At 50.4% G+C, this 25877-nt stretch carries 25 protein-coding genes and 1 riboswitch; of the genes, 23 read left to right on the forward strand and 2 right to left on the reverse strand.

Translation table 11 applies throughout. From position 1 onward, the window contains the following. The first annotated feature begins 118 nt into the window (after positions 1 to 118). From FE784_RS00175 to FE784_RS00225, 11 genes are all read left to right on the forward strand, one after another. The gene (locus FE784_RS00175) at positions 119 to 922 is read left to right on the forward strand and encodes a class I SAM-dependent methyltransferase (RefSeq protein WP_139600095.1); all 804 of its coding nucleotides are present in this window, start codon (positions 119 to 121) and stop codon (positions 920 to 922) included. Between the two features lie 24 nt (positions 923 to 946). After that, the gene (locus FE784_RS00180) at positions 947 to 1297 is read left to right on the forward strand and encodes a hypothetical protein (RefSeq protein ID WP_139600096.1); all 351 of its coding nucleotides are present in this window, start codon (positions 947 to 949) and stop codon (positions 1295 to 1297) included. A gap of 44 nt (positions 1298 to 1341) precedes the next feature. Further along, positions 1342 to 2253 carry an aminoglycoside phosphotransferase family protein gene (locus FE784_RS00185; RefSeq protein WP_139600097.1) on the forward strand — a complete coding sequence of 304 codons (912 nt, stop codon included), beginning with the start codon at positions 1342 to 1344 and terminating at the stop codon, positions 2251 to 2253. A gap of 43 nt (positions 2254 to 2296) precedes the next feature. Next, positions 2297 to 2707 carry a DUF3052 domain-containing protein gene (locus tag FE784_RS00190; protein WP_139600098.1) on the forward strand — a complete coding sequence of 137 codons (411 nt, stop codon included), beginning with the start codon at positions 2297 to 2299 and terminating at the stop codon, positions 2705 to 2707. Positions 2708 to 3215: 508 nt separating this feature from the next. Next, positions 3216 to 3668: a hypothetical protein gene (locus tag FE784_RS00195; protein ID WP_139600099.1), complete on the forward strand. Its 453-nt coding sequence runs from the start codon at positions 3216 to 3218 to the stop codon at positions 3666 to 3668. 504 nt (positions 3669 to 4172) lie between these two features. Next, complete coding sequence (locus tag FE784_RS00200; protein WP_139600100.1) at positions 4173 to 4772, forward strand: hypothetical protein; 600 nt, start codon at positions 4173 to 4175, stop codon at positions 4770 to 4772. Positions 4773 to 4964: 192 nt separating this feature from the next. After that, positions 4965 to 5327, forward strand: coding sequence for an NUDIX hydrolase (locus tag FE784_RS00205; protein ID WP_176705853.1), 363 nt, complete (start codon positions 4965 to 4967; stop codon positions 5325 to 5327). Between the two features lie 28 nt (positions 5328 to 5355). Beyond that, the gene (locus tag FE784_RS00210; RefSeq protein WP_176705854.1) at positions 5356 to 6171 is read left to right on the forward strand and encodes a metallophosphoesterase family protein; all 816 of its coding nucleotides are present in this window, start codon (positions 5356 to 5358) and stop codon (positions 6169 to 6171) included. Positions 6172 to 6511: 340 nt separating this feature from the next. Then, positions 6512 to 7078 (forward strand): histidine phosphatase family protein, encoded by a 567-nt coding sequence (locus FE784_RS00215; protein WP_139600103.1) that lies wholly within the window; start codon positions 6512 to 6514, stop codon positions 7076 to 7078. Positions 7079 to 7383: 305 nt separating this feature from the next. Then, complete coding sequence (locus tag FE784_RS00220; protein WP_139600104.1) at positions 7384 to 7863, forward strand: hypothetical protein; 480 nt, start codon at positions 7384 to 7386, stop codon at positions 7861 to 7863. 599 nt (positions 7864 to 8462) lie between these two features. Further along, positions 8463 to 8957: an NUDIX domain-containing protein gene (locus FE784_RS00225; protein ID WP_139600105.1), complete on the forward strand. Its 495-nt coding sequence runs from the start codon at positions 8463 to 8465 to the stop codon at positions 8955 to 8957. 169 nt (positions 8958 to 9126) lie between these two features. Here the strand turns inward: FE784_RS00225 and FE784_RS00230 are convergent, their stop codons facing one another. Beyond that, the gene (locus tag FE784_RS00230) at positions 9127 to 9528 is read right to left on the reverse strand and encodes a YmaF family protein (protein WP_139600106.1); all 402 of its coding nucleotides are present in this window, start codon (positions 9526 to 9528) and stop codon (positions 9127 to 9129) included. A 174-nt stretch (positions 9529 to 9702) separates the two neighbouring features. Here FE784_RS00230 and FE784_RS00235 point away from each other — a divergent pair, with 174 nt between their 5' ends. The 7 genes from FE784_RS00235 (at position 9703) to FE784_RS00265 (ending at position 17348) form a co-directional block, all read left to right on the forward strand. Continuing rightward, positions 9703 to 10434, forward strand: a complete 732-nt coding sequence (locus FE784_RS00235; protein WP_139600107.1) for an ABC transporter ATP-binding protein — start codon at positions 9703 to 9705, stop codon at positions 10432 to 10434. Then, a complete protein-coding gene (locus FE784_RS00240) occupies positions 10418 to 11443 on the forward strand; it encodes an efflux RND transporter periplasmic adaptor subunit (RefSeq protein ID WP_139600108.1) in 1026 nt (341 codons plus the stop codon). The genes FE784_RS00235 and FE784_RS00240 overlap by 17 nt, the downstream gene beginning before the upstream one ends. Positions 11444 to 11478: 35 nt before the next feature. After that, a complete protein-coding gene (locus FE784_RS00245; protein ID WP_139600109.1) occupies positions 11479 to 14367 on the forward strand; it encodes an ABC transporter permease in 2889 nt (962 codons plus the stop codon). Positions 14368 to 14370: 3 nt separating this feature from the next. Next, positions 14371 to 15264 (forward strand): ABC transporter ATP-binding protein, encoded by an 894-nt coding sequence (locus FE784_RS00250; RefSeq protein ID WP_139600110.1) that lies wholly within the window; start codon positions 14371 to 14373, stop codon positions 15262 to 15264. Positions 15265 to 15413: 149 nt separating this feature from the next. Further along, positions 15414 to 16082: a peptidylprolyl isomerase gene (locus FE784_RS00255; protein ID WP_139600111.1), complete on the forward strand. Its 669-nt coding sequence runs from the start codon at positions 15414 to 15416 to the stop codon at positions 16080 to 16082. 41 nt (positions 16083 to 16123) lie between these two features. After that, positions 16124 to 16666, forward strand: a complete 543-nt coding sequence (locus tag FE784_RS00260; protein ID WP_176705855.1) for a ribonuclease FAU-1 family protein — start codon at positions 16124 to 16126, stop codon at positions 16664 to 16666. Positions 16667 to 16703: 37 nt separating this feature from the next. Continuing rightward, entirely contained in the window at positions 16704 to 17348 is a 645-nt protein-coding gene (locus tag FE784_RS00265) for a YdcF family protein (protein WP_246131830.1), read from the forward strand. A gap of 14 nt (positions 17349 to 17362) precedes the next feature. On the opposite strand, the gene FE784_RS00270 is transcribed toward FE784_RS00265, so the two are convergent. After that, entirely contained in the window at positions 17363 to 18649 is a 1287-nt protein-coding gene (locus FE784_RS00270; RefSeq protein ID WP_176705856.1) for a polysaccharide deacetylase family protein, read from the reverse strand. A gap of 293 nt (positions 18650 to 18942) precedes the next feature. On the opposite strand from FE784_RS00270, the gene FE784_RS00275 reads away from it, so the two are divergent. The 5 genes from FE784_RS00275 to FE784_RS00295 all read left to right on the forward strand — a co-directional run bounded on the left by FE784_RS00275 (position 18943) and on the right by FE784_RS00295 (position 25843). Beyond that, positions 18943 to 19914, forward strand: a complete 972-nt coding sequence (locus FE784_RS00275; RefSeq protein WP_139600115.1) for an AAA family ATPase — start codon at positions 18943 to 18945, stop codon at positions 19912 to 19914. A 296-nt stretch (positions 19915 to 20210) separates the two neighbouring features. Beyond that, positions 20211 to 20870, forward strand: coding sequence for an HAD family hydrolase (locus FE784_RS00280; RefSeq protein WP_139600116.1), 660 nt, complete (start codon positions 20211 to 20213; stop codon positions 20868 to 20870). Positions 20871 to 20972: 102 nt separating this feature from the next. After that, positions 20973 to 21059, forward strand: a riboswitch (cyclic di-GMP riboswitch). A gap of 120 nt (positions 21060 to 21179) precedes the next feature. Beyond that, entirely contained in the window at positions 21180 to 23177 is a 1998-nt protein-coding gene (locus tag FE784_RS00285; RefSeq protein ID WP_139600117.1) for a diguanylate cyclase domain-containing protein, read from the forward strand. A 94-nt stretch (positions 23178 to 23271) separates the two neighbouring features. After that, positions 23272 to 24588: a GTPase HflX gene (gene hflX, locus FE784_RS00290; RefSeq protein ID WP_139600118.1), complete on the forward strand. Its 1317-nt coding sequence runs from the start codon at positions 23272 to 23274 to the stop codon at positions 24586 to 24588. Between the two features lie 31 nt (positions 24589 to 24619). Further along, positions 24620 to 25843, forward strand: coding sequence for a methionine gamma-lyase family protein (locus tag FE784_RS00295; protein ID WP_246131851.1), 1224 nt, complete (start codon positions 24620 to 24622; stop codon positions 25841 to 25843). Positions 25844 to 25877: the final 34 nt, after the last annotated feature.

Consider the following 25877-nt stretch of genomic DNA (forward strand, 5'->3'; position numbering starts at 1 on the left):
AGGAGGCACTGAAACGGGTAAATATTGCGGAAACGCATACTCCTATCATTCAAGCTTATTTGGACAATAAGACGGCGGTGCTAGAGTGATTATTCCAAGGACAGAGGGGTTTTTATAAATGAAAACGAATTCAACTGAATTTCTGACAAATCAGTACAAGGACTCATCCAACTTGGATATTCGCATTCGATTGCATGAAGCTTACAGCACGAATCCGATAGATTGGCATGAATGGGTATTCGATCAAATGATCTTCAAGGCAGACAGCCGGATCATAGAATTTGGTTGTGGCACTGCGAGCTTATGGGAAAAAAATGATTGCAAAATAAGCAACAAGTGGAGCATCACTTTAACGGACATGTCTGAAGGCATGTTGGCAAAAGCGCAGCACAATACACGGAACGCGTCAAACGTTGCATACCAAGTCATGGATATACAAAATATCGAGTCCGAGGACGGTTTATTCGATATTGTCATAGCGAACCATATGCTGTACCATGTTCCGGACATCCATAAAGCATTAGCGGAGGTTCAACGAGTTTTGCGGGATGACGGCGTCTTCTATGCAGCAACGAATGGCGGGATTCATCTTCGAGAGATTTTTGATTTTGTTGCCGAATTCGATCCCTCGGTTCCGTTTACAAAACCGATGAATGCAACGTTTTTTGGTTTGGAGAATGGAGAAGAGCAGCTTCGAGGCCATTTTGGCGATGTTCGTTTGGTCAGGTATCCATCGGATTTACGGGTTACAAGTGCGCAGGACTTGGCGGATTTTATTTTTTCGATAAGGACCGAATTTAAAAAAGATTTGATCGAAAAAGGGACTTATGCTTCATTTATACCATTTCTGGAGAGCAAGAAAAACGAGCACGGCTATATTCAGATCAGCAAAGACTCAGGGCTGTTTGTTTGCAGGAAATAAGTCATTTATAAGGACGTTGAGGCAATGGAAGAGGGTGAGATTGTGGAGTTCCATGTGCAACATCCGAGCGGGTATAAGACACTGGTCGTATTCCTATGCCAAGTAATAAGTACAGCCAAGAAAAAGACGATCACGTTTGAAAGCGACTTTCTCTTGATTAACGGCAGTGAGCAAATACAGGCAGATCATATAAAAGATGTACGGGTCTTTGGGAATCGGATAGGAGTAAGATTGACGGGCAAAGCAATGGTGCCAGTACGGTTATGTTTCAAATTTATAAATTCAGATAGAGCTAGAGGGGAAGAGGAGTTAAAGAGATGGGCTGAGGAAAACGAGAAGCCGATCGTTTTCCGTTTTTTTATGATGTGGATTTAGTGGGTGAGGCCATTGCGTTTGTGGGTGGCAGGGGAGAAGTGTAGATGGATGAGAAGATACGAAGGCTTTTAGCGGAAATCCGACATAAAGTCGAATTTGATCGGGTTGAACCGCTAACTAAAGGATACTCGAATGCAAGGAAGTACATTTTGTACATATCGGATCGTCCCATCTATTTATTGCGTGTGTATGAACTGGATTCCTATGCCCGTCGAACAGAAGAGTATAGCTATCTAAACCTTCATTACAATAATGGCGTATGCTGTCAGAAGCCGGTATGCATAGATGCCCACTATGATTTAAAGCTATGTTATTTATTGCTTCCTTACTTGGAGGGCAATAGCGGAGATGAAATCTTAAGCAATCTTTCTATTGAAGAGCAATATGTGCAGGGACTCATGGCAGGAGAACAATTAAAAAAGATCCATATGGTTGTTCCGGATACCCCGATTAATTGGTTTGAACGCAGGTATGCAAAATATGTACAGAAGAAAATGAAAGTGAAGGAAATGAATATCGATTTTCATAAACGAGGCTACATCGAAAGTTATATTGAACGGAACTTTGACTTGCTGCGCGATAGTCCGGTATGTTTTCAGCATGATGACTTTCATCCGTCGAACCTGATATTTAATAACAATATACTGGTTGGAGTTATAGATTTTAGCAGGTTTGACTGGGGAGACCCGTGGGAAGAATTTTTTAAGCTTCCCAAATATACTTGCTGCATTAGTAAACCTTTTGCGTATGGACAAGTGCATGGTTATTTCAACGGTCATATTCCCGACCTGTTTTGGAAGAAATACAATTTGTTCGTGGCGCTAAATCAACACGCTACCTTAATCGGTGGATATCAAGGGCGGAAGACCATAGAGATGCTGAAGAAGATTCAAGGCACGATCGAAACACATGATTTTGCCTGCGGAGGGCCCCCGAAATGGTTTCTTGAAAAGTAAGAAAGTTGTCAAATAAGGAATATTGTAACGAAAAGGTGATCGGATGAGTGCAGGGTATTCTGGAACTCCGCTTATTCAGAAGCTTGGGATCAAGCAAGGAACGAAAATTTGTATAGTAAACGAGCCTGACCCATATTGGGAGCTTCTCGGAACGCTGCCACCTTTTATTGAGAAGGCCGATCCGAATGAAGAGCAGATGGATTTTATACATATTTTTGCCAATAGCAAATCGGAAATCGAGAAGTACTTGAATACGATCAAAGGGCACATCAAGCAGACGGGAATGGTCTGGGTCTCATGGCCGAAGAAATCGTCCAAGATCATTACCGATTTGAATGAAGACGTGATCAGGAAGCTGGCATTGGATAATCAACTGGTGGATGTTAAAGTCTGTGCAGTAGATGAAACGTGGTCGGCGCTAAAACTTGTCATTCCGTTAAAGCATAGAAAATAGAAAGGTGTTGGATAGGGATAACTGGATAATGAAACATTTGAATACATACTGCGTATAAACTAGCAAATATATCCACGGACGGTGAGCATACGACTAAGCTTCCCGAAGGAACGCCGAATACCGGCGATATGGCGATCGAGAAGAGAGTACATCAAACTTCTTTATCGCTTTTCTTTTTTCGATCCAGTAGTATTAGCTCACGCATGATTCACAACAAATGGAGGATGCGAAATGAGTAAATTATTCGAAACGAAACAGGATATCGAACGTCTTCTATACAATCGGAACATTACACTAGAGATTCGCAACAGGACCTTATTATTACGCGATCCGGAAAGCGACGAAGTGCTGCAGTTGGAAACGATCAAATCGGTGAACGATCCCGGTATCCGGTCCAAAGCACATCCGCTCACATTATTTGCAATATACTTCTTAATATTTTTAATCACGGTTGGGGTCGTACATTTCATATCGAGTCAATAACAACAAAGTACATAGGGGATCTGCTATGGATAAACAAGGAGATTGGGATTCGGACGATGAGGAGCGATTGGAGAAAAGAACCATTCGGATACGGGCGTTATCGATTGCTCTGATTTCCATCGTCATGATACTCGGCAGCGGTTCGTATCTTGCTACTAGGGCTGCAAATCATGCAATTTCAGAGGCGCTGTGCGCGAATGAAATCGTTGCCCGGGAAGCACAACCGGGAAGCGCTCAATATGAATGGATCGTTTTTAGAAGGAATTGTGGTGCTACCACGGACTACAGCTATCATCTTTCCATTATCGGGCAAGGAACGCAATTAAGTAACGAAAGTGGGAATGTATATAGATCCGGTGGAGCGTTTAATGCCAGTTGGAGCGATAACCGTACAATCCATATAACGGGCAGCTCCTATAAGGAGTCTAAAAAGGAAACAAAGTTTAAAGGAATCCGGGTCGTGTATAGTTCGATTTGAAAAAGGGTGCCACCGGCAAACGAAATTTTTGGAGAGAGGTGATTTTAATGGTTCCATCCTATTGAACAGGTGGACAATTGGCGATGATCAGATGAGTTGTCTGGGATCCGATACCCTTTGAAAATTTTTAAAAAGTGGACAATAGTATTGGGGAATCTACGCGATGTCAAGAATCAGAAACGGTGAGATGATATTAAAGCCATCTTGATTAATTTGGCAATGGCTATTACGTTTCCAATAATAGGTCTAATTTCATATTTTCTTTATGATGGTATGGATGATGAGCCTACGAATTTAATAGTCAAATTAATAGGTCTTATTCTATTTTGGGGCTTCATTATCTATGCATGGCTGATTAATTATAAAGCTATAACTGTGTTTGGTACGAGCTTCCTGAAGCGTGCGCTTGCGGCAGTGTTAATCACGATAATGACCTTAGTGTCCTCTGTTTATATGATAGCAGTAGGGAGAATGATTACATAGGCGTAGTTAAGAGGTGATACTTTGAAGCTCAAAAGGGCTCATTACATAATACTTGCGGTCGTCCTATGCTTGCTGACGGCATTTGCGTACAAATCCTACTTCAGTAATGAGAGCATCTTAGAAAGAGCCGTTCAAAAAAACGGATACGATCTTTTTCAAAAACAAAGGCCGGTCTCGTTCGAGTTTTATTTCGACCCTCAATGGATTCCAAAAACCAATGGGGAGACTGAATACAATATCCATCTTGGTACTCTGCACAATACGGAAATCTATCTGGACAAAGTGATAGCCCGAGATAGATCCATTTATATCGGGTTAAATGCGATCCCCCATATGAGAAAACAGTCCGGCGAGTTTTTGTACATATGGGATATAAAAGACAACCAGTCATCTTCTACGTATAATCCGATCGAGGAATGGCATTTTTTCGATAAAAATGGAGAGAGCTTGAAGCCGCTTCTAATGGACTATGGCTCGGGAGAGGGACCGGACAATATGTTCGGAATCGAAATTGACAAGAAATATATGGATATTGTTGCCGCAGGTATTTATTTTAAATATTCGGGATTCATCTTATATGAATATCGGCAGAAGAAAACAGTTCAAACTTCTCTTTTTTAGAATAGGATCGAGTCCGGGACATTCGATTCGCAACGAATGCTTTTCGAAAGCGAGATTGTATAGAAACATAAATGGTGGGGGGGCCTCGTGAATATGCTCTAGGATTTTCGGCAAAACGTATAAGTCGATGCACGGTTGAACATTGCGGTTATATTGCCGCGACCGATTCGATTCATTAAGGGGATGAAACATATGCTGGCTTCAGGATTAGTAATCCGTGACGGTCGATTTTTGATGGTGAAGCAGAATAAGCATGGAAGAATATTTTGGAACTTTCCCGGGGGGCACATCGAGCAAGGCGAGATTCCGGAGGAAGCATGCATACGGGAAATCGAAGAGGAAACCGGCTATCGGGTCTCAATCGAAGAATGTGTCAGCGCCAGCCCCGGCAAGCATGTTTTTATTGCCAGGATCATATCGGGAAATATGAAGCTGGAAGACAAGCTGCTCGATATCGCATGGGTTTCCGAGTCGGAAGAAGAGAAGTGGGATAATAAGACTCTCGAAATACTGGAGAAGTATAAAGCTTTTATGGACAATAGGAATGAACAATAAATTTTGCGAGGAAGACAAGGAGGCGAAGATGAGAGCAATCTATGTCGCTGATCTTCATAGCGATCGGAAGCACTACGATGAGCTATATACTTTGTTGCAGGAAAATCGTATCGAGCTATTGTTAATCGGCGGCGACTTGTTGGCGTATAGCAAAAGCTTGGCGAAACAGCTTGATTTTATCGAGCATGAATGGATTGATTTTGTTCGATCGATATCAATTCCTATCCTGCTCATACATGGGAATATCGAATGGACTGGCGCGGTATCCCGTTATGAACAATTATCGAGAGCGAATGTCCACACTTTGCTGACTTTGGAACCGGTCGAGATGGACAGGCTGGCGATTAGCGGATACGGCATTTCGAATCCGAGCCCGTTTTCGCGCAAAGACTTTGAAAGAAGAGATTTGAAGTGCGACGAGTTTATATCGAACAAGTCCATTTATATTTCTACTGTAAACGGTCAGTTGGTCGAGAGAGACGCGCATTATTTAAACCGATTGCCAAGCATGGAAGACGAGCTGGAGGCGTTGAGTAGTCAAGGAATCTGGATGATGCACGCTCCCCCTTTCGAGACAAAGCTGGACGTGATCCAAAACGGTATACATGTGGGCAGCAAGGCTATCCGAAAACGGATCGAACAAGTGCAGCCGGCCTTAACTTTGCACGGGCATATCCATGAATCTCCTTATGTCAGTAACAGTTGGTTCGATAGGATCGGGAGAACGGTCTGCATCAATCCCGGGCAGGGGGCGGATTTGCACGCGGTAATTCTCGATCTCCGGCAAAATGGGGAACTCGAGTCGGCGGAGCATACCATTTTCGGAAAGGCCGGCTTGTACTGAGCGAGAAGACTACGCTATAAGGATAGATGGGGAGTCCGTCCGTATAAGGAGAGCGATACTATGGGCAATCGCAGCTGTGCCGCAATCATTCGGAATAATCGGATATTGATGGTCGAACAGGTGTATAAAGGTGAAACTTTATGGACTTTGCCAGGAGGGAGCATGAATATGCGGTGTATGATTTATCGGAGCTGAACGACGCGAACATTAAGAAATCGGGACGTTTTGAACCCAAAGTCAATACAGCCGGACTCTATCCTCGAAGGAGGCGGCAGTAAATTTCTAATTATTGGGATCGAATGCATGAGACAATATGAGACTAACGTTAGGGAGCAACAGGATGAATACTATCATATATTTCATACGGCATGCGGAGTCGGTCTTTGTGGAGGGGGCCGAACGGGAGAGAGGATTAACGGAGAAAGGCAAACGGGATACGACGATAATACGGGATATATTGAAGGACGAACAAATCGATGAGTTCGTGTCGAGTCCGTACAAGAGAGCCGTCGATACGATCCAACTGCTGGCCGATACGGCAAACCGACCGATCCGGATAGAAGAGGATCTGAGAGAAAGGCAATTGTCCGCTGTTGATCTGGGCAAGGACCGTTTCTTCGAGGCTAAAAGAAGAGCTTTCGAGGAACCCGACTATGTATTCCCCGGCGGAGAGTCAAGTAACGAGGCCCAACATCGAGCTATCGCGGTCATTTCCAGGCTGCTGCAGCGTCACAACGGGAAAAAAATCGCCATCGGAACCCATGGGGATATCATGACCTTGATGCTGAAACATTACGATAAGACATATGGCTTCGATTTCTGGAAAAGCACGACGATGCCCGACATATACAGATTGGAATTTGATCCGAGCAACCGGCTTACGGGAGTAACGAGACGTTGGAAATAGGTACGGAGTTTGTACAATTGCAACTCGACATGATACCTCCGACTCCACATCATGTGGCAGGGGAGGTTTGTTTGTTCCAAAAACTGGAGGAACTGCTAACACTGAAGTCTATATTTGGATTATAATGGATATGCGGATGGGCTTTGGGGAGAAAGGGAGCGGTCTGTGACAATAGAAACGAAAGTATGGGGGGAATCATAGACTTTACATAACATTGGTATCAAACTTAAGGGGCAATCTTCATTTCACAAGCAAAGGAGATATTAATGAGGGCTCGAATTTTTAGGTCAATGGGGGTCATGCTGGTGATCGTATCGTTGATCTATATCGTGTGCATCCGGTTCGACATCGGACCGAGATCGCTGCACTATTATATTACCCGGAGTACGCCGTTGCCTTTCGAAGAAATCGGCGGAATCAAGCTGGGGACGATTTTGGATGAAGCGGCTCCGATACACGGGCAAACCCAAATAAAGGATGAAACCGATTCGTTCGTCTACTATGAATATGACAGCGGAGTCGAAGTCGCAGCGCTCAAATCGACTAAAGAGATCGTCAGGATCAGGATAGAGGGGCAAGACAATCAAACGACGGGCAAAGGAATAGCGCTCGGGGCCGGCCTGCGGGAAGTAAAGAAGAGATACGGCAAAAATTATTATAAGCGAAGCGAGCAAGGAGCTGACATTATCGGTTATATCGATAAGAGGAAAAAGACAACACTGGAGTTTTGGCTGTATGAGAACAAGGTGACGTTAATCCGGTATGACGTGAAGACGATGAATTGATCCAAACGAGATCGTCCGAAAATTCCGCTAGCGTTTCCCACATTGGTTGTTGGAGAGATCGGCTGCACGATGTCGATTTTTGGGATGTCGAATACGGGAGTCAAAGTGGTGGAGGAGTCCAATGCAAGGGCAGCAGACTGTCCGAATAAACAAGAAGCAAGCGTCATTCCGATCACAAGCCGCGTCTTCCGGCATTTGTACGGCACGGCATACTGGCTCTCCCGCCCTCTTTAGCAAAATTTGAAAAGATCATTCCAACAGTAACATATTGACATGCAAGGGGAAATGATCCTACAGAAGGAGAAAGCGCAATACGGCTTTCGCAACGCTTCAAGCTCCTTACGTGCGGAAAGACTGACGAAGCGGTCAAGGCCGGCAAATGGGCGCAGGAAGAAGGCGACCGCATAATGAAAGCTCTGGACTCTTTGTAACGCAGCCAATCTGTCGCGAGCTGAAGGTAGAGATCAATAAGTCGAAATGGAACAAGCAATAGCAAGAGGTATATAGGTATATCCTATTGACGTTATATGTATTATATATTTCATCAATAATTCTTTTTCCTGTACATTTGGGGAAAAGAGTGCAAGGAGCGATCGGGAATGAATCAACCATTATCCGCATGTGCAGGCGGAGTTTTATTGAAATCGGGTGATGTTCTGTTAGTGCAAGTCAGTTATGGAGCCAATAAAGGACTGTGGATGCTGCCGGGTGGATATGTTGAAGCCGGGGAAAGCATGGAACAAGCCGGGATTCGCGAATTTTGGGAGGAAACAGGGTTAGTCGTGTCCATAAGAAGAATCGTGGGAATCAGATCCGGGGTAAGAGAAACTACTGTCGGAACGGAAGCGAGCATCTATGTCGTTTTCGAAATGGAGTACGTATCCGGGGAGCTCAAGAAGGATGAGCGCGAAATTGCCGGCTTGAAATACTGGAACGTGGCGGATGCCATGCGGAGCGGTGAAGTCATTGACCTGACGAAGCAATATATTGAAAGCGCATGCTGCGCGGAGGGAGGCTTATCCCCCGGACAAACTATTTTGAAGACGAATACGAGCTACAAGACGTATGACTACTACAGGATAATAAGCAATTGATGGTATAGCACAGGAGGCCGGTGATGGATGGGGTGTTTAAAGACGGCAGGAGTCTATTTCTATATCGACGGATATTTTGTTTTCGCTTCAGTCTAACGAAACTATGGAGAATGGAGTATCGTTCGGATCGGAGGTCATATAGAGCTCGGGGAGCCTCCCTCCCCATTCTCTACCATCCGCTCGGTTCATAGCCGAGACCTGAGCCGGTTACGCCAGAGTAGAAATGCATATGCCTCGGAATAGTCAGTACCGTTTTATAGCTTCCTCCCTCAAACGAGAACGGCTCGTCGTCGACGTTCCCGCTAAAGCGATGATAGTGGGAACCGTCCGGAAGGGCGATTGCCGGCCCGGTTATTCCATAAAACCGATGGAAGTGGACTTGCCCGTCGTAGGAAGCAACCCGCGTAACGCCTTGATAATCATGAAAATGACCGTCCGATCCCGATCCGTTTACCGGGTACGTAAAGAAATCTATCTTATGCAAATGCCCGAGCTGCATAGAGGAAACGACTCTCGCATAATGGGCATGAGACGGACTGCCGTATCGATCGATAGGTTTGGGCGAAAGCATGTGAAATTCCTCCTTCAGTGCTAACTTATGCGGGCCTCCGGCGAAACATCACTCCCTTCCGATAAAACGGGATCGAACAAATTCCCCCCTTTTCTAACAAAACGTATCTTTTTTGTTTGCTTGAAACCGATTACAGTAATAGCATTGACGTTTATGTAAAAATGGGGTGAAACGATGGAGACGATTCGCAAAACGGACCTGGCCCTGTACGATCCGACTCGAGACAGCGATCCGATCCTGAAGGCTGTCGGAATCAAGCGCGTGTTCGGCCGCGGGACGGCGGCCGTCCATGCGCTGAAGGGCGCCAATTTGTCGATTCCGTACGGTCGCTTGGTTGCGCTGAAAGGGCGCTCCGGATCGGGGAAAACGACGCTGATCAATATGCTCGGCGCGCTGGACTTTCCGACTGAGGGTGCGATTTATTTTTGCGGGCAAGAAATTACGACGCTTGGGGAGAAAACGCGCAACCAGCTGAGGCGCACCCAAATGGGATTTATTTTCCAATCGTTCGCGTTAATGCCGCTTATGTCCGCTTATGAAAATGTGGAATTCGGCCTGCGGATCGCGGGGATTCCGACGAAACAACATCGGGAGCTCGCCGAGCGGGCGCTGGACAATGTGGGACTGAAGGCGAGGATGAGCCACCGGCCGTTCGAAATGTCCGGGGGAGAGCAGCAGCGGACCGCCATAGCAAGAGCGATCGCCCACCGGCCGAAGCTGCTGCTGGCCGACGAGCCGACCGCCGAGTTGGACAGCAAGATGGGATTGCAAATCATTAAAATTTTCAAGGACTTGGTTCTGCAAGAAGGGATGACGATCGTCATTACGACACACGATCCGGCGATCATGGAAATCGTCGACCAAGTCTACGCATTGGAGGATGGGCAAATTGTCGACCAAGGGTAAATCGTTCGCAAGCCGCGCGTGTATTGCCGTTCTGCTCGTTGCCGCCTGTTCCGGCTGCTCACTGATCCCCAAGGAGGATGAGCCGCTGAAGCCTCCTCTCGTCAAGCCCGTCAAGGAAAATTACCAAATCGCCGACGTGAAAAGCGGCTCGGTGACGAAGCGCATTACCGGCGTGGCGACAGTCGAATCGACCAACGTAAAAAATCATGAGTTTACGGGAACGACGGGGAAAATCCAAGAAATTCTGATCATCAAAGATGCGATGGTGAAGCAAGGAGATCCGCTCATTACGCTCGACGCGGGAGACTCCGCGATCGTGCTGAAAGAAAGGGAACGCGACTACGAGCAAGCCAAATACAATCTCGATCAAGCAAAGCTGACTCAGGACGAGAATAAAATGAAAATCCGGGTCATGGAGCTGGATATTGCCAAGCTGCGGTTGAGCGACGCCCGTGCGGCTGTCGAAGGCAAGACGATGAGAGCTCAAATGGACGGCCGGATTACGTTCGTCGACACGGCCAAGCCGGGCGATACGGTGCAGGCGAATAAAACGTACGTCATCATATCCGATCCCAATTCGATCCGTCTCGCCTATACGTCGGGCAATACGAGCGACCTGCTGGAGGTACAAGCCGGAGTTTCGGTGGATGTAACGGTAAAGGGGAAGAAGATGGTCGGCAAAGTCGTCCAATCTCCATCAAACACGCCTCCGACCGACAACAAGCAGCTGGCGGATAAGTATGCGAAGACGATCTTTATCGACGTCCCGAATCCGACGCCGGACATGACGCTCGGGTCGACCGCGGATATCAACATCGTGACCCGCAAAAAGGACAATGTTCTGATCATTCCTGCGAGAGCGCTTGCTCAATATTTGGGCCGAAACTATGTCAAAGTGCTGGAAGGCGACAGCATCAAGGAAGTGGATGTGGAGAAAGGGCTGGAAACGGTGGACGGCATTGAAATCGTGAAGGGGCTCAAGGAAGGGCAGAAGCTGATTCTACAATAACATTGCCGAACCCCTAGGAAGGAGGAACCGTTTTCGTGGCAATTCTCGTCATGATTTTCCGCAAAATGCTCAAAAATAAATGGCTGGAGCTGAGTCTGCTCTTCGGGTTAGTGCTGTCGGTAGCGCTCGTGAGCAGCATGCCGATTTATACCGAAGCGATTTTGCAGCGAATGCTCGTCAAGGAGCTGGAGAACTACCAAGTCACTTCCGGCTCATACCCGCTCACGTACCGGACGGGACTATTCCTCACGGGAGAAACCCCGAAGGAGAACGGCGATAGCGCACGCAACGTGGACCAATTCATGCAATCGATGGGCAGCCGATTCGATCTTCCGATTCGCGCGTACGTTAAGGAACGGGGGACCGACACCTTCGCGTTCACTCCGAAAGATACGGAGCGAATGGACGCCTCCGTCAAGCGGAACGTCGATATCGTCGCCTTGTCGGATTTCGAGGAGCATGTCAAGCTCGTGGACGGGGTCATGCCCGCCAAGGAGCCGGTTAACGGCGTATTCGAGGTGCTGGTCGTAGAAAGCGCATTGACCCAGCTGAAGATGGTGCTGGGCAACGAGTTCGTGATCGAGGACGAACGGGTGAAAAATCCGATAACCGTCAAGCCGGTAGGCGTCATTAATCCGAAGGACGAGCACGATTTGTTCTGGAATACGCCGCTGGAAAGCTACGGCCGATCGTTCATTATGAATTACGAGACTTTCGAGAAATACATTACCGGGGGCAACGATATCACGATCCGGGCCGGCTTCTGGTATTACGCCTTGGAATACTCGCGCATGGACATGGGCTCGATCGAATCGTTCATCCGCACGCATCAACGCATCGAGTCTTATATTACGAATACGTTCCCCAGTCAAGCGATCAAAGCTCCCGCGCTGGGCGTCATATCGAAATATATGGACCGGCAGGAGCAGCTGCGGGTTATGCTATGGTCGTTGAACGTGCCGGTTATGATTATGCTGGGCTTCTATTTGTTCATGGTATCGAACTTGATCGTCGAACGGCAAAAGACGGAAATCGCGGTGCTGCGAAGCCGCGGCGCAAGCCGAATGCAAATTTTGCTCAGCTACGTCATCGAAGGAGTCATGCTCGGTGCAGTCGCGTTCGCGATCGGGCCGTACGCGGGGATGGCGCTGACGAATATGCTCGGAGCCTCCAACGGATTTTTGGAGTTCGTGCAGCGGTCGGCGTTAATCGTTACGATAAACTCCACCGCTTACAAGTACGCGCTGTATGCGGTCGGGTTCTCCTTGATCATGACTTTGATCCCGGCTTTTCTCGCCACGAGAACTTCGATCGTCGGGCATAAGCAGCAGATGGCGCGCATGTCGAAAATGTCGTTCACGCACAAATATTTTATCGATATTTTGCTGCTCGGCGTATCGCTGTACGGGCTGCAAAGCTTCAAGCGGCGGATGAGCGACCTGCAATCGCTGGGGCTGGATTCGGCCAATTTCAAGGTCGATCCGTTGTTGTTCCTCGTTCCGGCTTTATTTACGCTGGGACTTGGCCTGCTCCTGCTGCGCGTCTATCCTCTCTTCATCAGGCTTGTATACTGGCTCGGGCGCAAGGTGTGGCCGCCGTCGTTATATTCGACGCTGATTCAGGTCGGGAGGTCGAGCAACCAGTACAACTTCCTGATGGTGTTTCTGATGATTACGCTTGCAACCGGCTTGTTCAGCGCAAGCGCCGCGAGGACAATGAACAGCAACACGCTGGAGAAAGTGAAGTATAAGAACGGGACCGATATTATTTTGAACGTGAAGTGGGAAAATGACGCCCCGCCTCCGATGATGGGGGGAGGAGAAGAAGCCGAGGAAGAAACCGAAGCGGTTACTACCGTTCCGATCATTACGGGGCCGAAGCGGATTCAATATACGGAGCCGCCGTTTCAAGTATTCAGCGATTTGCCGGGTGTAGCCAGTGCCGCCAAAGTGTTCGTGAAGGATGACGCGGTCGCGCAAATGGGTAAAACATCTTCAAAAATCAAGCTGATGGGCGTCGACACGGACGAATTCGGCAAAACGGCCTACATGAAGGACCGGCTGCTCGAGCATCACTTCTACGATTACTTGAATCTGATTTCGACGGAGCCGTCAGCCGTGCTCGTTTCGAGGACGATGGCGGATGAGATGGGCGTCAAGGAGGGCGATTCGGTCAATATCGGCTGGAATAACGTCTCTTATAAACCGTTTACGATATACGGCATTATCGATTATTGGCCGACGTTCAATCCGAATCCGCAGCAGCCGACGTCCGGCAATGCGAAAAAGCCCGAGCTGCCCAAAGTCGTCGTCGGGCATTTAAGCTACATCCAGAGCGCCATCGCTCTGGAGCCCTACCAGGTGTGGATCGATCTGAAGGACGAACCGACCTCGAAGCAGACTTTCAATGAAGCGCTGAATGCCAAGGAAATCCCGATCGAAAGCTTCATCGACACCGGATATGAGCTGACTTTGGCGAAAAACGATCCTTTCCAAATGGCAATCAACGGGGTCATGACGCTCGGATTTTTGATCAGCGTAGTCATCAGCTTCTTCGGATTCCTGCTGTATTGGGTACTTTCGTTGAACGGCAGGGTATTGCAATACGGGATATTGCGCGCGATGGGCATTTCGTTCATGCAGCTGATCGGGATGCTCGTGACGGAGCAGGTGCTGACGTCCGGAGCGGCCTTCCTGATCGGTGCCGGCATCGGCAATGTAACAAGCCTGCTCTTCGTTCCGCTATTCCAGCTGTCGTTCAATTCCACGACGCAGGTGCCGCCGTTCCAAGTCATGTTCGATTCGACGGATTCCACGCGTCTGTATATTATCGTGACGATCATGATTACGATCGGGCTGGGCATACTTGGATATCTTCTCTCTCGCATCAAAATTCATCAGGCCGTCAAGCTGGGGGAGGACTAATCGATGATCCATTGCGACAATTTGGTGAAAATATACAAGGTTGCCGATCTGGAGGTCGTGGCGCTACAAGGACTCGATTTGCACGTCGAGCCTGGCGAGCTGATGGCGATTATCGGCAACAGCGGAAGCGGGAAATCGACGCTTCTGAACATGCTGGGGGGACTCGACCGGCCGTCGGCCGGCAACCTGGTCGTGGACGGCAAGGACCTGCTGAAATTTACCGAGAAAGATATCGTGCGCTACAAAAGGGAAACGGTTGGATTCGTATGGCAAAACAATGCGCGCAACCTGATTCCTTACTTGACGGCGCTGGAAAATGTCGAGCTGCCGATACTGCTGCAAGGCCGCAGACGGCGGCAGAGGGCGCTTGAGCTGCTGGAGGCGGTCGGGCTCGGGCATCGGATCAGAAACAGACTGAACCAGCTGTCCGGCGGCGAACAGCAGCGTGTCGCGATCGCCATAGCCCTCGCGAACCATCCGCGCCTGCTGCTTGCCGACGAGCCGACCGGCTCGCTGGATACGAAGATGTCCAACCAAATTTTGGACCTGTTCCGCGAGCTCAACCGATCGTTGGGGCTTACGGTCGTTATCGTCACCCATGATCCGCTTCTTGCCAAAAAAGTAGACCGTGTAGTCGCGATCCGTGACGGGAAGACGGCATCGGAGTTCATTCGCAGCAAATCGTATGCCGACGAGCTGGCCGAATTGGAGCAGGGAACACCGGCCGAGTCGGAGACTCATGTAGAGTATGCGATCCTGGACAAGGCGGGGCGGCTGCAAATCCCTCCCAATTATTTGGAGGCGGTCGGGATGAAGGACACCAACAAAATGGTCGTTTCGGTGGAGGATGGCAAAATCGTTCTACTGCCGCCGGAAAAAGAAAAGGTAGCCAAGTAGAAATCGAGCCGAATGGTCATCCAATCCCCGCGAATAGCGGGGATTTTTGCATGCGGAAAGGATGAACGTAACCCGTATGATTTGATCGGCGCAGCGGAGCAGTGGTATAATTTGGGGCGAGAAAATTATCGAAACAGGAGTGGGTCGAAATGAGCAGGCAACGGTTCAAGACGCTGCGCGTGATCGCGGCCGTAGGAGCAATCGCGCTGACGCTCGCGGGATGCGGCGGGGACAAGACGGCAGGGAATGCGAATGGAAATGCATCAGGCGCCAAAGGCGAGAAGAACTGGAGCTCGCCGCCCCCGATGACGCTGAAAACGGACAAAAAGTACGAGGCGGTATTCGATACGACCGAAGGCAAGTTTACGGTGAATTTGTTCAACGATACGGCGCCGAAAACCGTGAACAGCTTCGTCTTCTTGTCCAAGGAAGGGTTCTACAACAATGTGGTCTTTCATCGGATTATGAAGACGTTCATGATTCAGACCGGCGATCCGACGGGTACTGGAATGGGCGGCCCCGGCTATACGATCGAAGACGAACTGAAGACTACTTATAAATACGATCCGGGTATCGTAGCCATGGCCAATACGGGAGCGAAAAACTCGGGAGGAAGCCAGTTTTTCATTTGTACGGGAGCGGACTGCGCGGCGAGCTTGAATCCCAGGCCGAACTACACCATATTCGGGCAAGTAACCTCCGGCATGGAAGTCGTCCAGAAGATCGCCGCTACGCCAGTAAAGGCAAGTCCTACCGGAGAGCCGAGCGTACCGACGAAGGAAGTGAAAATCAATAAGATCGACATAAACGAGAAGTGATAAATATTGGGTCATAACCTATGGGAGAGGATGGAACCGAATTGATTCGAAAATACGCGGATCGAACCGAATGGGGGAGAATCGTCGAGAAGAGGTTTACCGTTGTCCCGAAAAAAACGATCGGTTTTTCCGGAACGGTAACGTTATTTGAAATGGTGAAGGTGAAAGCGCCGCTGTACAAGCAGTACGAGCACGAACAGGAGAAGCTGTGCATCGCGGCCGACGGCTATAAGTGGCTCCAGCAGTTTCCCGAGCTGGCGAACTACATGGTAACGTCCATGTACGACGATCACGATCGGCTCGTCCAATGGGTCGTATCCATATGCAAAAGCCAGGGAGTCTCGACCAACAATGTGCCATGGTATGACGATCTCTATTTGAACATCGTCATATTGCCTACCGGGCAATTGTATGTCACCCATCAAGACCGGTTGGAGGATGCGGTGCGACGGGGCGAGCTCGCACAGGAAGATTACGACATGGCCTGGGCAACGGCCAATCTAGTAAAGGATGAATTCCGCAAAGGCTCGTTTGACTTGCTGCTGATGTCGGACAAGCATTTGCAAGATTTATTGGAAGAATGATATTCATACATACATGTCGGGACGAGGAGACGGTGAATTGAAGCCATTGGCGAACGCGATTTCCAAAAGAGGGAGAAGCAAACGGAGCCACAAGCTATGGATAGCGGTCTTCGTACTGGCGGCGCTTGGCTTGGCATGGGTCGGATACATCCAGTGGCTTATCCATTCCGCCCAAGGCCGTACGCTGGGAGCACGGGCGGACGTCGCCATCGTGCTAGGCGCGTCGCTCTGGAATGACCGCCCGAGTCCCGGATTGCGCGAGCGTTTGGATTGGGCATACGGTCTGTATGCGGACAAAAAAGTGGATCGCATTATCGTGTCGGGCGGACTGGACGCGAATGGCGCCACAATTACGGAAGCGGAAGGGATGAAACAATATTTGACGGAGCGCGGCGTTCCGCAGGACGTTATTGTCGAGGAGCGCGAAGCTACGAGTACATACGAGAACTTGCTGTACAGCAAGCGAATTATGGACCGCGAGGGCTGGAAGGAGCCTGTTATCGTCACGCACCAGTACCACGGCGCCCGCGCCATGGACATCGCACGTTTCGTCGGGCTTACCGGCGCGGTCCCGTCGTTGACGGAGTCCAGAGTTATGTGGATGCCATGGCACAAGACCAGGGAGACGCTTGCTTACACGAAATGGTATGCGGACAAACTGAGGATGAAGCTGAATTTATAAAACCTATAACCGTTTTACGCAATATAACGCAGCTTCAGCTCGTTTTTGGAAATCGCCACGATTTTGGGTTCCAGCAAGTCCGTCTTTTCTTTTAATCGTTTTTTGCCGTGAGGGTGAACGACGTAGAGCAGAAATCTTAAATACGTTTTTGTAGCGCGCGCGAACAATCCTTTCGGCAAATCGAATACGGTGAAGCCGAGCTGCCTCGTACCGCGATGAATCATCGTAATTCCGTATAAGCCTTTAACATGCTGGTACTTCGGATCGGTCAGCAGCAGCTTGCTGATTTCCGGCATTAGAGTGCGGGTTCTCCGGATCAGCTGGGTAGCCAGCTGAACGGTGCTGCGGGAATCCAGCCCCAATTTATACAATGTATAGTTATCCAAGTGCATTTCGGCCACCAGATCGCCTTTGCTGATTTGCTCGCCGTCCGATAACAGAATCGGCTGCTTCCCCATGTATTCGCGCACCCGAAGCTTCAGCAACGGATCGCCGATATTAACCGCCTTCAGCCGGAATAGCTTGACGAAGCAGCGTTCCCAAGTCATCCAGGCGTTCACGAGCAGTCGTTTGAACAGGCCGAGACGGCGCTCGGCAGACGATTCCAGCAATTCATCCACGCGCACAGGCTTCAATCCCCTCTCCGTCATACTCGTCAACACTTCATCCAGGGCGTTCAACATGTGGGACGGAGCATCCCGGTCGGCCCCGAACGTTTCTCCGCTGTCATGAAGCAGGACTACCGCACCTTCCCTAACTCCGCTCATAAGCCGGGCCTTCAGCTTCGTTTTGCCGATTCGGCTCCGCCAATCTTTTGGCATAACCGACCAAAGGACGACTTTGTACGACTTTAGCGTAATCAGATCGAACAGATTGAGAATGCCCCAAGGCGGTCTGTAAAAATTAGGCTTCGTTCCGGTAATGGATGCGATGATGTCGGCGGATCGGTCCGCTTGCTTTCTCCGGACGTTCCAAGGCAGTTGCAGCCAGTTGGACGTATGGGAATAATTATGGATTCCGATCTGATGTCCCTCGCTATGGATCCGTTCGATCAGGCCGGCTTGCCGCTCCGCTTTCGATCCCAGTACGAAAAAAGTGGCCTTCGCTTCATGCTTTCTGAGGAGATCGAGCAGAAGCGGCGTATACGCCGGATCGGGTCCGTCGTCGAACGTCAGCGCGACTTGTCTGGAAGCTTTTCCTTTGCGGAAAACGCCGATTGCGAATATGCGCGTGGCCACCCAAGGAACGAGCGTATAGGCTACCACGATCAGTAGGATAGAAAAGAAGAGTCGTTCTCTCATGGACATCCTCCTATAATTCGGACCACCCGAAACAGGTTGCTTTCAGGTGAAGTCTAACATACCGGCCAACTAAGTCCAAGTGAAAAAATCGTTGAAAAAACGGGAATATTCGGTTGGCTGTCCACCTGCTGCCGCAACGTAAAATTTAATCAAAAGAGCTTTTCTTGATCATAGGACAACTTGTTGATTTGTACATTATAGGCAGGGGTTATTCCGCTCGTATCGTCAGGGCGGAAACTTCCGACGGGCTAGCGCAACAAACGCCTGCACCTTCGAACAAAGAGGTGATTCCGATGAACAGTCGAGTCGTTTCCAGCGATATGGCCAAAGCTTCAAGGCAAATCAATGTCGTGCTTCGTACTCCCGAGCCCGTATCCATGCCTGTTTCCGAGCCGGAGCCTCAACCAAACGGCAAAACGGTTCCGTCGCAAGGTCCCTTCGCCGACATTATGAAAGAACTGGACCAGATGGTCGGTCTGGATAACGTCAAGGAGCTCGTGTATGAAATATACGCATTGCTGCAGATCGGGCAGTACCGAACGGACGCCGGATTAATGTCCAATCAGCAAGTGTACCACATGGTATTCAAAGGAAACCCGGGCACCGGCAAAACGACAGTCGCCCGTATTATCGCCAAGCTGTTTCAAGCGATGGGGCTTTTGCCGAAAGGTCATTTGATCGAGGTGGAACGGGCTGATCTGGTAGGCGAATACATCGGTCACACGGCTTTGAAGACCCGTGACCTGATCAAAAAAGCGATGGGCGGCATATTGTTCATCGATGAAGCGTACAGCTTGGCAAGGGGGGGCGAAAAAGATTTCGGCAAGGAAGCGATCGATACGATGGTGAAGGCGATGGAAGACTACAAAAATCAGTTTGTGCTTATTTTGGCCGGCTATTCGGATGAAATGGACTTTTTCCTCGCGACGAATCCGGGCTTGCCGTCCCGCTTCCCGATATCGATCGAATTTCCCGATTATTCGACCGACCAGCTGGTGCAAATTGCCGAATTGATGGTCAGAGAACGGGACTATACGCTGATCCCCGCCACGATCATGAAGCTTCGACAGCTGTTGATCGCGGAGAAGAACCGCTATCCATCCGCCTTCAGCAACGCCAGATTCGTCCGCAATCTGATGGAGCGCTCCGTCAGGCATCAGGCGGTCCGGCTGCTTGGCCAATACAATACGTCCGCTCCGGGCCGCCAAGAGCTGATGTCGATCAAGCCGGAGGATATGCGGACGGATAAAAGAAGCGGACTCTAAATTGCCGACATGAAACCGTCGAAGTCCAACCATACTAATAGGCGCAGCGACAATCGCACAACAAGGAGGAGCAAACGATGCCGGACAATGACAACGGCTCCCAGAAGCGGGCGTCCGAACCGGCCGACCCGAAAAAGCAAGGCCGGTCGGCCGCGAAGAAAAAGTCGAAGTAAGAAACGGGAAGCCGCCTGAGGGCGGCTTTTGTTCTATAGGAAAGAAAGGGACAGGAAAGAAGCGTTGAGGTATAATACGATCATCCGGCCGGAAGGCGGGCAACAAAGCTGGAGGGAATATACATGATACGCGCGATTGTATTCGATTTTGACGGACTTATTCTGGATACGGAAACGAACGAATATCACGCTTACGCGGACGCATACCGGCACCACGGGGCCGAGCTTTCCTTGGACGTCTGGTCCAAAGTAATCGGGACCGATATGCTGTCCGTATTCGATCCTTACGAGCATTTGGAGAAAAGCATCGGCAAGCCGGTCGATCGCGAACAATTCCAGTCGATGCGCAGGAAGCTGTTCGCGGAACGGATGGAGCTGGAGCAGCTGCGGCCCGGCGTCGTATCCGTACTGGAGCAGGCGAAACGACTGGGGCTCGCGGTCGGGCTTGCATCCAGCTCCAGCAGCGACTGGGTGACGGGTTATTTGTCCAAATTCGGGCTGCAGCACTATTTTTCATGCATACGTACCCGGGACCATGTGGTTAATGTGAAGCCGGACCCGGAACTGTACAGGCAAGCGGTCGAGAATCTGGGCGTAAAGCCCGGGGAGGCGCTCGCTTTCGAAGACTCGGCAAATGGCGCTATGGCGGCGCACAGAGCGGGACTCCACTGTGTGATCGTACCGAATTCGGTCACGGCTTCGTTAACGTTCGGACCGCATAGCAAACGAATAGATACGATGGAAGGATTGGATCTGGGGACATTGCTTGCAGAAATAAGTTGAAAAATACAGACTTATTAGAAAAATTGGAATCATTTGAATTTATGTTTCGCGGAATGAAAAGGTGTGGTATATTAAATTTCAGGACAACGCAAGAAATTGGAAATAAATTTTTGGCAAACTTGCCGAAAGGCAGGGACGCAAAGCCACAGGTCTAAGGTTCGGGTGGACTATGACAGCTGGGTTGCCGAAACGTTCACTTTCACGATGCCATAGTCGTGTAATCGGCCGTCTCTATACAGGGGCGGCCTTTTCGCCGGTAATCCGGCGTTTGTGATAGAGATAGCTACTTAAGCGGAAGGGAAGGACCCCATGCAGTTATCGCGTACGTTTCGGTCATTACGCATGGCCGCTGTCCGGAAGAAGGATTTGATGCTCGCCGCTCTTGTCTTGTTCGTCGGCGCCTACGCGTTAGTCGACGCGATACCGGATATGATGAGGAGCTTGGCGTCGCTATTGTTCATGGGGCTGCTGCTCTCGGCGGTATTTCTGCATAAGAAGCGGAAGGTCGCCTATGGCATGTCCAGCTTGGCCTTGCTTGTATATGTAGCGGTTGTGCAGCCGGAGCAAATGTTCCCTGCCTTAATGACCGTCTACCCGCTACTGCTGTTCTATGCGCTTTTTTTGCCAAATCCTTTGTATACGCTTGCAGCCGCACTGGCGGTCGGACTCAACCTGTACGCTTATGCCGATTTAACGAAGCACAACGAATGGATGACACATTTGTTCTTTATATCCCTGAACGCGGTAGCCTATACGATTCTTGCTTTTTACGCGCGAAAGCTCGAGAAGGAACGGAACGAATACCGCCATTTGAGCATGATCGATTCGTTGACGGGGCTGGCATCGCTCCAGCAGACTTTGCAGTTCGGACAACGGTTGATCGAAGAGGGCCGGACGGTTCGGGTGCTGCTGATCGATCTCAATTTTTTCAAGCAAATCAATGATACGTACGGACATATGGTAGGCAATAAAGTCATCTTGTACGTTGCCGACTATTTGCGAAAACTGACCCAGCCGACCAACGGCATTGCCGGTCGATTGGGCGGAGACGAATTTGTAATCGTATTGGAGGATGAGCCCCGTTTTGCCGAGATGCGACAGCAGCTGTTGGAGGAGTTGAACGGAAAGTCGTTCATACCGGATGAAGGTCTTCCGCCCGTTTCCTTGTCGTTCTCGGTTGGGATCTCCGTATCCAGGCCCGATCGGCTGCTCGGCATCGAAGATTTGCTCCACGATGCCGATCTGAACATGTATGAATTCAAGCTGCATCATCGACTCCCTACTTTCCATGGGAAAACGGCGGATCTGATCGAGCATAACCCGGATCCGATCTGTACGTTCGATAGAAAGGGGAAGCTGATCGCCGTAAACCCGGCTACTGTCAAACTGCTCGGGTATACCGCCGACGAGATGACGAAGCGCGAATTCGTCTCGCTGATCCATCCTCAGGATCGCTTGAAGGCTCTGACCGGCTTCCGGGAGACGATTAATGGCAATTCCAATCATCTGGAGCTGAAGATGGTTCACAAGGATGGATATGCAGTCACTGTCGACGTAACGAACATTCCGATCATAGCCGATCATCAAATCGTCGGGATATACGGCGTGGCCAAAGACGTGACGGATCGCAAAAAGGCGGAGGAGCTGCTGCGCAATGCCGACAGGCTTGCCGTAACCGGGCAGCTTGCCGCGGGTTTGGCGCACGAGATTCGCAATCCGCTCACGGCGCTAAAAGGCTTTGTCCAACTGCTGCAGTCATCCCGAATCGAGAATAAAGCGTATTACCCGATCATGCTTACCGAGCTCGAGCGGATCAACTTTATCGTGAACGAATTTTTGCTGCTCTCCAAGCCGCGTCCGGCCAGCTTCAAGGAGTCTGATATTCGCATTGTAATCGATCATGTGGTGACGCTATTGGAGACGCAAGCTATTTTAAACAAAGTCCGCATCTTGACCGAACAGGTAATAGACATGAAGCCGATTCGCTGCGACGAGAACCAGATGAAGCAAGTATTCGTCAACGTGTTGAAAAATGCGATTGAAGCGATGCCGGCTGGAGGAGAGGTGACCGTCCGGACAGAGCGGACGGAGCGGTTGTTGACCGTTCATATTACGGACCAAGGGAGCGGAATTCCGGAGGATCTGGCGTCGCAGATCGGACAGCCCTTTTTTACGACGAAGGAAAACGGTACAGGACTCGGACTCATGATCTGCCACAACATTATGGAAAGTCATGGCGGGAAGCTGTCGATCGCCAGTATGTCGGGCAGCGGGACGACCGTAGAGATCGAGCTGCCTTATACGTAACCGTTTAAGAAAAGGACATAATATGAATGCCTGTCGAAAAATATGTTACAATGAACCGAACAGACGGCCATGACGGGAAAAAAGGAGTTTTTGCATGAAGCAAACGACGCATGAAGTAACGGACGGCAATCCGGATAAAGCGGTTGTCGTCAGTCTCGTGTTGAAAAGCGACCGGTTGTCCGAGGAGCGGGTACAATATTCGCTTGCCGAGCTGATCAGCTTGGCCGAAAGCGCCGGAGTGGAAGTCCTTCATTCCGCCGTGCAAGCGAAAGACTCGATCGATCCGAAATGGTTTATCGGCAAAGGCAAGGTGGAGGAGCTTCGCGATGCGGCCGAGCGGCTCGGCGCGAATACGGCGATTTTCGATCAGGAGTTGTCCGGGGCGCAAGTCCGCAATTTGGAGCGGGCACTGGATTTGAAAATAATCGACCGGACTCAGCTCATATTGGACATATTCGCGCAGCGGGCGAAAACGAGAGAAGGCTTCCTGCAGGTAGAGCTTGCCCAGCTTAGCTATTTGCTGCCCCGGCTGTCGGGCCATGGCGTCAATTTGTCCCGCCTGGGCGGGGGAATCGGCACGCGGGGCCCGGGGGAGACGAAGCTCGAAATGGATCGCCGCCATATCCGCAATCGGATCGCCGAGCTGCGCCATGCGCTTCTGGAAGTGAAACGTCACCGAGCTCTGCATAGGGAGCGCCGGAAGAAGACGGGCGTGTTCCAGGCAGCGCTGGTCGGCTACACGAACGCTGGCAAATCTACGCTGCTGAATCGTCTGACGCAATCGGACGTTTATGCCGAGAACCAATTGTTCGCTACGCTCGACCCGACGTCGCGCATGCTGCGTTTGCCGAACGGACAAGAGATCGTACTGACCGACACGGTCGGATTTATACAAAATCTTCCTCACGATCTGGTTGCCGCGTTCCGTGCGACGCTCGAGGAAGTATGCGAGGCGGATCTCATATTGCATGTCGTAGACAGCGCAAGCGAGATGAGGGATCAGCAAATGCACGTAGTGGACGAAGTACTGCAGGAGCTTGGGGTGCAGGGGAAACCCGGTATAGCCGTGTTCAATAAAATCGATCTGCTGCCCGTCGGGCATGAGGAGCTGCTGTCGGCCGAGGGCGACGCGATTCAAGTTTCCGCTTTCTCGGAGTCCGACTTGGACGCGCTCAAGCTGGCCGTGCAGGAAAGGCTGATGGGAGACACGAAACGGTTCCGCATACCGGCCGGCCGCGGCGACTTGATCTCGCTCATGTACCGGGTGGGCGACGTGCTCGAGCAGGAAGTGGACGGGGAAGACATCCGCTTCGACGTGCGACTGAAACAAAACGAATTCGACAAGCAAGGATACATGCTTCAGGCATTTATGGCCCAGGAAGCGATTCAGCATGAGGGAGAGAATGTTTGAAATGATCGTACCGGATAAAATCGCCCGTCTAATGGAAGAAGCGGAAGCTATAGCAGAGCCGAAGCTGAAGCTGCTGGACAAACGGGTGGACCGCAATCAATGGAAGGTGATCGGAGCTTTTCAGAAGCATAAAGTAAGCGATTATCATTTTGCCGGATCGACCGGATACGGTTATAACGACCGCGGCCGGGAAGTGCTCGATCTCGTGTATGCCGACGTGTTCGGCGCGGAGGCGGGGCTCGTACGGCCCCACTTCGTATCAGGCACGCATACGATCGGCACGGCCCTGTTCGGTATTCTCCGTCCGGGAGACCTGCTCTTGTATATAACGGGCAAGCCCTACGACACGCTACATAAAGTGATCGGCAAACCGGGAGACGGCACCGGATCGCTTCAGGATTGGGGCGTGCGTTACGACGAGGTGGCTCTTGCGGACGACGGACTCCCGGACTGGGAACGTGTGCGCGACAAGCTTCTGACAGATCCGCCGAAGGTAATCGGCATCCAACGGTCGAGAGGATATGATTGGCGGCCCTCCTATACGGTAGATCAAATCGCCCGGATGGTAGAGTTCGTCAAGCGGATCGTGCCGAACGCTATCGTCTTCGTCGACAATTGTTATGGCGAGTTCACGGAAGAGACGGAACCGACCGAGGCCGGCGTCGATCTGATGGCCGGCTCCCTGATCAAAAATCCGGGGGGCGGTATTGCGCCGACTGGAGGGTACATCGTAGGCAAGCGCGAGCTGGTGGAATTGGCGGCTTATCGGCTTACGGCACCCGGGATCGGCGGGGAAGTGGGCGCGATGCTGGGCACGACACGCGACATTTTTCAAGGACTGTTTCTGGCCCCCCATCTTGTCGGACAAGCGCTTAAGGGCAGCGTGTTTGCCGCGGCACTGTTCGAACTCCTCGGTTTCGATACGCACCCGCGCTGGAGCGACGAGAGGACCGACTTGATCCAAGCGATCCGGTTTACAGGATCGGAGCATTTGATCGCATTCGTGCAGGGCATTCAAAAAGCGGCTGCGGTGGACTCCCATGTCGTACCCGAGCCGTGGGACATGCCAGGATACGAGCACCCTGTCATTATGGCCGCCGGAACGTTCATTCAAGGCGGGAGCCTGGAGCTTTCCGCCGACGCGCCGATACGATTTCCGCATATTGCTTACATGCAAGGTGGACTTACATACGCTCATGTGAAATGGGGAGTCGTGATGGCGCTTACGAATATGATGGAAAAAGGGTTATTGTAATTAAACCTAACATAGATTGACATGTTTATGTCCG

The organism is Paenibacillus hemerocallicola, assembly GCF_006265175.1.
Classification (GTDB): Bacteria; Bacillota; Bacilli; order Paenibacillales; family NBRC-103111; genus Paenibacillus_AB; species Paenibacillus_AB hemerocallicola.